Annotated in this window: 7 protein-coding genes; 2 read left to right on the forward strand and 5 right to left on the reverse strand. The window is 30.0% G+C overall.

The features are described 5' to 3' along the window. Positions 1 to 879: 879 nt before the first annotated feature. Both B2217_RS16570 and B2217_RS16575 read left to right on the forward strand, forming a co-directional pair. Complete coding sequence (locus B2217_RS16570; RefSeq protein WP_291123282.1) at positions 880 to 1,122, forward strand: helix-turn-helix domain-containing protein; 243 nt, start codon at positions 880 to 882, stop codon at positions 1,120 to 1,122. A gap of 111 nt (positions 1,123 to 1,233) precedes the next feature. Beyond that, positions 1,234 to 2,430 (forward strand): IS256 family transposase, encoded by a 1,197-nt coding sequence (locus B2217_RS16575; protein WP_291123285.1) that lies wholly within the window; start codon positions 1,234 to 1,236, stop codon positions 2,428 to 2,430. A gap of 143 nt (positions 2,431 to 2,573) precedes the next feature. Here the strand turns inward: B2217_RS16575 and B2217_RS16580 are convergent, their stop codons facing one another. From B2217_RS16580 to B2217_RS16600, 5 genes are all read right to left on the reverse strand, one after another. After that, on the reverse strand, positions 2,574 to 4,427 hold the full coding sequence (locus B2217_RS16580; RefSeq protein ID WP_291100546.1) for an HsdM family class I SAM-dependent methyltransferase: 1,854 nt from the start codon (positions 4,425 to 4,427) through the stop codon (positions 2,574 to 2,576). Beyond that, positions 4,424 to 5,185, reverse strand: a complete 762-nt coding sequence (locus B2217_RS16585) for a hypothetical protein (protein ID WP_291100543.1) — start codon at positions 5,183 to 5,185, stop codon at positions 4,424 to 4,426. The genes B2217_RS16580 and B2217_RS16585 overlap by 4 nt, the downstream gene beginning before the upstream one ends. 3 nt (positions 5,186 to 5,188) lie before the next feature. After that, positions 5,189 to 6,295 carry a hypothetical protein gene (locus B2217_RS16590; protein ID WP_291100540.1) on the reverse strand — a complete coding sequence of 369 codons (1,107 nt, stop codon included), beginning with the start codon at positions 6,293 to 6,295 and terminating at the stop codon, positions 5,189 to 5,191. 11 nt (positions 6,296 to 6,306) lie between these two features. Next, entirely contained in the window at positions 6,307 to 8,613 is a 2,307-nt protein-coding gene (locus B2217_RS16595) for a sensor histidine kinase (RefSeq protein WP_291100538.1), read from the reverse strand. 414 nt (positions 8,614 to 9,027) lie between these two features. Continuing rightward, positions 9,028 to 10,290: a DUF4041 domain-containing protein gene (locus B2217_RS16600; RefSeq protein WP_291123288.1), complete on the reverse strand. Its 1,263-nt coding sequence runs from the start codon at positions 10,288 to 10,290 to the stop codon at positions 9,028 to 9,030.

Below are 10,290 nucleotides of genomic sequence, written 5' to 3' on the forward strand. Positions count from 1 at the left end.
TCAAAATAAGTTTCAGCCATTGAATGTTTTAAATCATTTGCTACGCAAATAGTAAAACATTTTAACCATTTTCTTCAACTTTTTGACACTCGCCTCCAAATCATATGACATTTTTTTAATCCTTTTTCAAATACATAATACATTCTACTTTTTACATAGTACAAATCTAAAATTTCAATTCTCATATCTAACATCTAATCTGTACATTTTACTTAATACATAATACATTTTACAACTCAACACCGATACACGAACCTCGAACAAACCATACGGAACGCATATACAATGGATACAGAATGGATACAGCGCCGATACACAACCGATACATAAAAGTGTCATTTTCGATATACACCGATACAGGAATTTAACACTTTTTAACATATTATTTCTCTAATATTCTGTCATTTTGATAAATTTATTTCTATCACTTTTCAATCCCACATGAATTGAATAACCGTCTGTGCATTTCTATTATAGAAATACATATTTCTAGAGAGTGTATTTCACTTGATTTGTAGAGGAATAAAACCAAGTTTATTTATTGTATGAAGTTCGATGCGATTGTTTTGGAAGAAACGACCAAATACAAAAAACCGTGAAACTCATCATTATCTGCCGCTGAGGTACTGGTATACCGAGGAACAGATAAGTGAGCTCACGGCATAAGACGTGAGCTTATCTACTTACCATCTCGTTCCAAAAATTACCAGTTTTCAACGGCGAGACTATAAGCAATAGCTTAATATTTTCTATATAAGTATTGCAAAATTACATATTCTTGTAATTCTTTAATCAAAGATAGTAAAAAAAATCTAGTGTAGAAAACTTTACCTACAATTTTATTTCAAATAATATTGAAATTGCTCTTAAACTATTATCATGACAATTGAGGATAACAAAAGAAGTTATTTAATATATTTTGGAAAAAATCTCGAAAAAATTAGAACTGAAAAAGGTTTAAGCTATAGACAATTAGCTCAAAGATGTGATGTCGATTTTAGTGAGATTAGTAAAATTGAAAAAGGAGAAAGGAACATTCAAATTACAACAATTGTAGAGTTAGCTAAAGGATTAAACAAATCTCCTAAAGAATTATTTGATTTCGAAATAGAAGAGATATAAAGAGATAAAAATTTAGGGTGTGACACTGTACCAAAAACTGTGTAAGTATAAAATTCTGCTTGGGTTAAAATCGAGCAGAATTTTTTTTATACATTTAATATTTACATATTTATGGAAACAAAAGACCTATTTCCGGATGATTTTTTCAAACAGTTTAAAACTGGCGATGAACTCCAAAACTTTCTCAAAGACTTACAAAAGCGAGGAATTGAAAAAATGTTAGAAGGTGAGTTAGATGCTCACCTGGATTACGATAAGCATGATTTACGCAAGCAAGAAAATGTGCGTAATGGTTATTCTAGTAAAAAGATAAAAACGAGTTATGGCGAAGAAGAAATAAAGGTTCCTAGAGATCGTGATGCTAGTTTTAATCCGATGCTGATACCTAAACGAAAAAGCATGGTTGAAGGCTTAGAAAACGTCATTGTGTCGCTTTACGCCAAGGGAATGTCCGTTTCTGATATTGAAGAACAGATCAGAGAAGTCTACAATTTTGACGTTTCTCAATCGACCATTTCACGTATAACTGATGCTATAACTTCTGATATCGTAGCTTGGCAAAATCGCCCATTAGAACCTGTTTATCTAATCGTTTGGATGGACGGAATTGTTTTTAAGGTTAGAGAAGGTTCCAAAGTAATTAATAAAACCATTTATATCGCAGTAGGCTTAAAACGCGATGGACGCAAAGAAGTTTTAGGATTATGGTTAGGTAAAAATGAGTCATCATCCTTTTGGATGAGTGTTTTAACCGATATGAAGGCTAGAGGAACTGAAGATATCTTGATTACAGCAACCGATAACTTAAATGGTTTTACCGATACCATACGTACCGTTTTTCCTGAATCTAAAACACAAATATGTGTAGTACATCAGATTCGAAATGCTTGTAAATACGTTGTTTGGAAAGATAAGAAACAGTTTACTGCTGATATGAAAGAAATCTACAACGCGCCAACTAAACAGGCTGCTGAAGCTGCTTTAAATGATTTTGCTTCTAAGTGGGAACATAAATATTCTTATGCCATCCAAAGCTGGAAAAACAACTGGGAAGACCTTACGGTTTTCTTTGAATTCCCCGTAGATATTAGGAAAATCATATACACCACCAATCTAATTGAGAATTTAAACGGTAAAATAAGGAAGTACACTAAAAATAAATTATCCTTCCCTACAGATGAAGCTGTTATGAAATCCGTATATTTGGCTGTGAGAGAAGCAACTAAAAAATGGTCTATGCCAGTAAGAAACTGGGGAGTTATTATTGATCAATTTTTAATCCTATATCAAGAAAGGGTTAGACTCTAAAAAGTAGAACCTAACCCAAGCTTAATTTTTGAACTTACACACTTTAAGAGACAGTCCTTAGGGTGTTAAAAAAAATCATTACTAAAAATCCCCAAAGTGTTACTTTGGGGATTTTTATATTTCATCTATGATAATTTGAAATATTACACTTCTTCTTTAGATAAATCTAAATTATAAAAATCTTCAAAAAACATATCTAATCTATCTTTATCTGATTCATTAATTATAAATTCAATATCCTCTTGTTTAAAATCAGGAATACCGAAGTTCTTTATATAAGTCCCATTTAAAGAGTAATAAGAAGAAGAATAAGGTTTACTTGTTGATTTTATATAAAACCAAAATAAACGAGATTCCATAATTTTTTTAACCAATTGCATTTCTTCGTTAGAATGCCCAATAATAGCTTGTCCATTATAAAATAATAATTCATCATCATTACTCATAACATATGAAGGTATTTTATCTGAGAATTTAGGGAAAAATAATTTATTATTCACTTTTTCTAATGACTGAGTTCTTCCAAAAGCAAACCATTTTTCATAATCTCCTTTCCCTTTATCTCTACCTGAAAGTATTTGTCTTTTTTTCTGTAAATATTCAAATGCTTTAGGATAGGTCACTCTTAAATAATCTTCTTCTAATGCTTTCGGCTTAATATCGTTATTGTAAGGAAACAAAACTTTTTCTATAACATTATCAAAATCAATTTTTCTACTCAATTTATTTGAATTCAAAATATCTTTACAGATACCTTTTTCAATTGGATAAAGACTTCCATTCTGCAAATAATAAAATTCATCATCTTCATCAACTGGTTTGAATATATAAATATCATTCTTTAATGTAGCTATTCCATGTCTAGTTTTATATTTTTCACCAAAAGGTGTTCCCACAGATTCAATTTTAGAAATAATTTCATTATTATTCAGATTCCATCCATTCTTTGCATCAAGATTTTTATATTTTATTCTACTATATTGATTTCTTTTCGAAGGTAATTCCTTATTCTCGGATTTATAATATTCTATATAATTTTGTTCTACTTTTTCCAAAAAACAAATACAAGTATAAGTACTCTTAGATTTAAATATCTGAAGTGTCCCAAAATCAATAATCTTAATAGATGTATTATTTCTTTCAAAGTAAGCTCTTAAAGCCCTACCATTCAAACTTTTAAAAAAAGTATTCATTGTTATAAAGCCCAGAATACCATTAAGAGCTAAATTCTCATACCCTATTTGGAAAAAAGGAATATACAAATCTGGATTACCAGTAGTGCACACTTCCCAAAGTTTTACATTTTCTTTAGACTTTTCATCAAGATTACGAGCTGATACATAAGGTGGATTACCAACTATAATTTCAAAGCCATGAAAATCTTCTATTACTTCATTCCAATTAAACAGCAATGTATCTCCATGATGAATATTAAAATTAAACTCTTCAATATCCTCTCCTTCAGACAAAGCTAAAAGACTCAATAGCAATTTGCTTCTATTTACCGAATAATTTTGAATATCTAAACCAAAAATTTGATTTTCAAAAATATATTGGTATGTATTATTTGTTCTACGTTTTAACTCTTTTACAGCTGTATACAGGAATCCCGAGCAACCGCACGCGATATCCGCAACTTTAATATTATCCAGATCAAGATTATCCCTTTTTAATGATTCATTTACAATATAATCTCTTATATCCGAAGGTGTATATATTGCACCATTTATAATTCTGTCTGAAGGTGAGATAACAAATTCGAAAAGTTCAATTAGCTTTTCGATATCAAAAACATCTATTTCTTCATTAATGATTTCAATGAATTGAACTAAACTATCCCATTCTTGAATTTGATTTTCAGTGATGGAATATTCTAATAAAAAGCGATTCTCTAAAACGGCTAATTGATTTATTTCTAAAAAAGCAGACACAATAAGCCTATCAACTTCTAATGGTTGGGTTGGATAAGTTTTTAAGTATCTGAATATGTTTCTCATATAAAAATAGGGCAAATATCATTAATAGGGTTCCAAACTATATCACCCTCAGTGAAAGGCTTCCAGTTATTGGCTAAAGTATGGAAATATGGCTTCCAAATAGCAGTTTGATAACTTTGCTGTAGCTTAACAAATTCTCTCTCATCTTTTAGACTTTCAAATGCAATCGGATAAAAGTTAGAAGTAAGAAAACCAATTCCTAAAATAAAATCAACAGGTTTATGCATGATTCTAGGCGTATCAATATAAAATAGATCACCTAAATTAGGGTTATTTGACTTTGTTGGATTAAAATTATATTGTAAATGATAAATTGGATGTGGCTCTTTAGTATTTGTATTACCAATATGTTTATCAATATGAAATCCAAAATGATAAGTTTTTTCTCCAACACCTTTTATCATAACATTATATGCCAATTCAACGAATGGATCATTAAATGTATTCCAATGTTCAATCTTTGCCCGCAACTTCATATTCAAGATAACTTCTCCTTTTGTAATATCTTGAGGTTTTACATGACTTAATGTATCTAAGGGCATTTTAAAATCTTCAATATCATACCCCCAAATATTCTCATTTGTAGAACCATCTTTCAATTTTGGAATAAAGTCTTTATTCTGGAGTTGAGAAATTACGGTTTCTAATACCGAAGTAGTGACGTCTCCGCCAACTATTCTTGACAATAATTGGCTTAATTGTCTCAGATCTTTCGCCCTTTCATTTCTGAAACTCATATTTTTACTACTTACAGCCATATTTTATAAGTTTTTTTTACGCTCTTCAATTCTCTCTTGTTCAGAATAATGGGGCTCAATTCCTTTATCTACACCTATTCTTTCTAATACTGCATATAGAGATATGTATTTAGGTTCTTGCCATGATTTTAACTCATGTGATAATTTCACTTTAAATCCTTCTAATGGGTCTAAAGGATACTTAGTAGCTTCACAAATTGTCCAAAATTCGGTACTTGTATTAAGTTCTATGGATTCTGCTGCAATAATACCATGAACATTAAAATTTTTTTTCAGAATAGTAACCCTTTCTTCGGCTTTTAAAAATGAGAAATTCTTGTCTGAAATCGTTTTTAACTTTGTATTTAATAAATCAGCCCACCATCTATTCCAGCCATTCGAGAATAAGCCATTGAACTTACAGTCTTCAAATTTTGACAATAGTTCTGTCCAATGATCACCACTTGCTTGAATATTTACGCCTAGTCTCGCTGCTAAAACAGTTTCTTTAATTAAAGGGTTCGTACAGTGGAAAAGAGTTTTTACAGTAAAATGTGCAAAATCATATGGTACAATTATATCTTGATTATAGAAACGCTCAAATATCCTCTGGTCTAAATTTTTTAAATCTTCTCTTTGAAATATTTGATTTAGAGAATTTGCATCAAAAGGTAATATTTTATACCCTTCCGCTAATGCTTTTAGCTTCCTTGAAAATCGTTCATAATCTGGATTTTCTGATTTTCTAAAAGTATAATCAAACAAATCGTGACTTGTTTTATCTGATTTATATGTTTCTTTTATTTTCTCCCAGGTAGAACATAATACAATTGGAAAAGAAAGTATCTCTTTTCTTGCACTTATTGCTCTTAATTCTGCACTAATTGAAATTGCACTATACTCTAACTGATTTGGACCTTCTCCATCTAACCTTAAATCAATTAATAAACCATCATAATTTTCTTCAGCTATTTTTTGTTTTATTTTTGATTCTAAAACAGAAAAACTTAACCCTTTTTCTATTGAAAGCTGATGAACCTCAATTAAGCCTGTATCATTAAAACCACTGATTAATGATGTTATTGAGTCATCACTTTCATCATCAACATATATATATTTAGGTATTGACATTATTTATTTTTTTAGTTTTTTGGTATTTCTATTCTTATTGTTGTATTATAACCTTCTACAGGAGATGAAACATATATCTCTCCATTGTAGAACTCAATTATATCCTTTACGATTTTCAAGCCCAGCCCAGTACCTGTAAGAGCTGTAGCATCATTAGAAGTATGGTTAGAAGCTGTTGATGTAGTATAGAATGCGTTAAATATATTTTCTTCGTTTTCTTTGCTAATTCCATCACCATTATCCGAAAACTCTAAGAAAACAATCTTATCATCTTTACCACATCTAATAAAAATATTACCATCAGTTTTCGCTCTCTTAATTGCCTTTTTTGAATTAGTATACAAGTTAAACAATATGGAAGCCCATTCTGACGGATGCATTGGAACAGTAAATAAATCATATCCTTCATACTTGCTTGGACGCATATTTATTGAAGCTCTTTTCAAATCATTTGAAATAACTTTTTCAAAATTTCTAACCACATCTCTTAGTTCTATCGATTCTAATTCTCTATGTACATTTCTAGAAATTGTTTTATCAAAATACGAAGTATAGGTACTAAATGATTTTACATTTGTTTCTAACAACTCAGCTCTTTCATAAACTTCTTTATAGTCTTTGACTGCATTTTTAAGAAATCGAATATCCGCATCAAAACCTGGTAAAAAACGTTGAACTTCATGAACGAATTCACCAATCACTAAACCTAATCCTGCCAACACCCGAAGCATATTGTTTTCATCAATTAATTCTTGTGTCTGTATTTTTTCTACTTCTCTAGCTTTTTTTAGATCTGCAATTAGTTCATTCGCTCTATCTACAGTTTCGGTAGGTTCTGTAGCCTCAATGTTATTCTCATTTTCAATCCCAGTTTTTTTAAAAAGTTCTTCAATTTGCTCTATTGCATTGTCAACTTTTTCTGAAGAATTTTCTGTCTCTTTCTTATATCCTTTTTGAGAAGCTGTCACCTTTCTACCTCTCAACTCTTGAACTTTCATAACAGCAGTTGTTAACGACCGATAAACAAAATTGGTTAATTCATTTAAGCGATCATTTTCTATCAACCCTTCTCGGCTAGAGGTTTCTTCAAAATCGTTATTCAAATCTTCAAGTTCAACGAAACCGAAGAAATTTCGATTAGGATGTTGAGCTAAAATAATATTTCTATTATTCGATTTATCTAAACCTAACCAGTCATCACCCTGTTCACCATAAGGTAGAACACGAAAACCATTACGATATAATTTTATTCCGCCTTTCTCATAGCCTAGTTCCCTGATAAACGTTACGGTACCAGGAGAGAAAAGTTTAGGATCATAAATAAAATAATAAGCTTTGAAATGTACTCCTTTAATTAGATTAAATGGGGTTGTGGTATCTTCTTTATCTTTTTCATTATTACCTATTGGATATACTTCTTCGGGAAAATTTAATTTATCACTTTTCAAAGCCCAACACCCCTGTCCATCATCTAAAACATAACCTTCAATTTCTGCTAAAGCATGCTGGAAAATCGCTCTTTCTTCATCAACAATTGCAACCAAATCACCATTATCACTACGATAATAATTACTCTTAAATCCTTCATCAATGGAATTTTCTATTTCCTCTTCTTTCTTTTTTGAAAGTGGGAATGGTTGTAATAACTCCGATGTGTAACGATATACACGTTTAATCATCGCATCAGACCAACCTTCTCTTAAACCTTCAATTATTAATGTTGTGCCACTATTTTTAGTTTTGGAAATAAATTCGATTGAATTGGAAACAGTCAACAAATCTTTATCGGTTGCGAAATCATCCCAATTAATAATTACTTTTAATGCTTCCTGAGATTGTATTGTTTGGGTAATAATTATTAGTTTATTACCTAGACGTTGTGTCGCGAATCTACCAATTCCTTTTTTACCTGCTTTCTGACGCTTATACTTTTCTGAGACCGGATTATGAATTTTATCTGAAGAAGACAATCGCATAAAACCATTTACCAATTGCTCTCGGTTCATTCCATGTCCATTATCCTCTATTATTAAATTTCCTCCTTTATTCCATGCGTTTTCAAAAATCAAATCAACTACTGTAGCATCTGCATCATAAGCATTTTTTATAAGTTCTGAAACTGCTGTTTCTTGCTTGCCAACAAGCTCTTTTCCTAATCTATTTATAATACCTGCATCAACAGAAAACCTAACAGATGATTGATCTAAACTTGCTATTTCATTTGAAATAGAAATAATTAAATTATTATCAGAATTTGCTTTAGAAATTTCTTCAGACAACTTCTTTTTAAGCTCAATAATTTTTTGAGAGTTATCCATTCTTACTTACAATTATTATTAATTAACAGTATTAACATTCAATTCTTCAACTATTATAAGCTAAATATACAGCTATATAATACATCATTAGTACTGTATCTTTAAAATAGTAACTTTATTTTTCCATAACTGTTCCACAACCATTTATTAATTACAGACCTTTTTAAACAAGTATGTAAAGATATTGATTTTTGAATTGTTAAAATCTAAACTTTATAAAATTAAATTCATTCCTATAAAAATACTGATAATATAATTTGAGTATTTACCTCAGAAATTATTATAATAAAAGTCTTATACAATGTCTCCACAAAAAGGTTGACCTACACGCTTATAAATAGAACGTGATAAATTCTAAAACGAATAAAACAACGAATTCTCCAAGGTTTAGTTTGTGTAATTAAATTGTAAGAATTACATCAAACTAATTGGAAATTCTTCTACAATCATCTCAATTGATTCTATAGTTGATTGCTCTTTTAGTAGTAATGATTCTCTATATTCCATAGCCTCCGCATCTGTTATAAATTCAGCTTCAAAGCCTAACTCTCCTATCTTTTCTTTAATTTCTTGAAGAGTTACATTAAAAAACTCTCTTCTATAGTTAAATAAATTGACAGCTCTATCTGCAAAAGCTTTATGCAATTCATATTCTAAGGTTCTAGCTTCATCACTATAAATCATGGCATGAACATCAAATCGAAATGGAACTGAGGCATCTCCTAGTTCTCGTACCCTATCCAAAGGTTCTAACCTTCTTGTCATTCCTATTTTAAATACATTTTCTCCAAAAGAACCAATATTCGAAATAATATACACATGTCCTCTCTTGGTTTGTTGAGCCATGGATAAAGCTCTTTCCTTTTTTAACCTTGATTCTTCTAATTCTTTTTCGAGTTGCTCTATTTGTAATTTTAATTCTTCGGAATTATTAGTCCCTTGCTCCTTTCTTACTTTTTCTAAAGCTTTTTGGAAATAGGCTTCTTCTTTTTCTGCTTCTTTTTGAGCTTTCTCAAATNNTAAATAATCATTCGTTATTCTTACTTGCTGTCCCTCTCCTAATTTATTTAAAGCGGTAAATGATTTTTTAATTCTTTCTTTTATTTGATTGATATTATTCCATTTTACTTTACCTAATAACGCGTCACATTCCCCATTAAATGCTCTTAATAGTAGTTTTATATACTTATTTGTAGCAGCCCTTCCTTTGGCTTCGCTCCCATCTATGGTCCAAGTTGTATCACATACACAGGCTTTGTCAACGGTAATTAAATGTTTCTGTCGATCTCTAATAGATGATTGTTCATATCTATATTGGTCTGATTTTTCGAAATCAAACAAAGGTTCGTATAATCCAAATTCAGCTAAATCTAATTGGTTTTCATAAATAGAAATCTTCGATTTTAAATCTTTATAAACATCTAGCGAATTGAGGTATTTATTATTTAATTCATCTAAATCATTCTTTTTCGAAACAAGTTGATTATTAACTTCTGTATCCAATGCGTCAAATTTTTCTTTTTCTGTTTTTATATAGAATTCTATATCTACTATTCCGTTATATCTAGTTAGATTAGAGTTCAATTCAGAATTACTATTTTCTAAACTAATAATCTTTTTTTCGAGTTCAGAAATTTTATCAAATTCTTTCTTCTTTAAAAAATCAAATATTCCCAT

It is taken from the genome of Empedobacter sp. UBA7620, from assembly GCF_002484185.1.
Classification (GTDB): Bacteria; Bacteroidota; Bacteroidia; order Flavobacteriales; family Weeksellaceae; genus Empedobacter; species Empedobacter falsenii_C.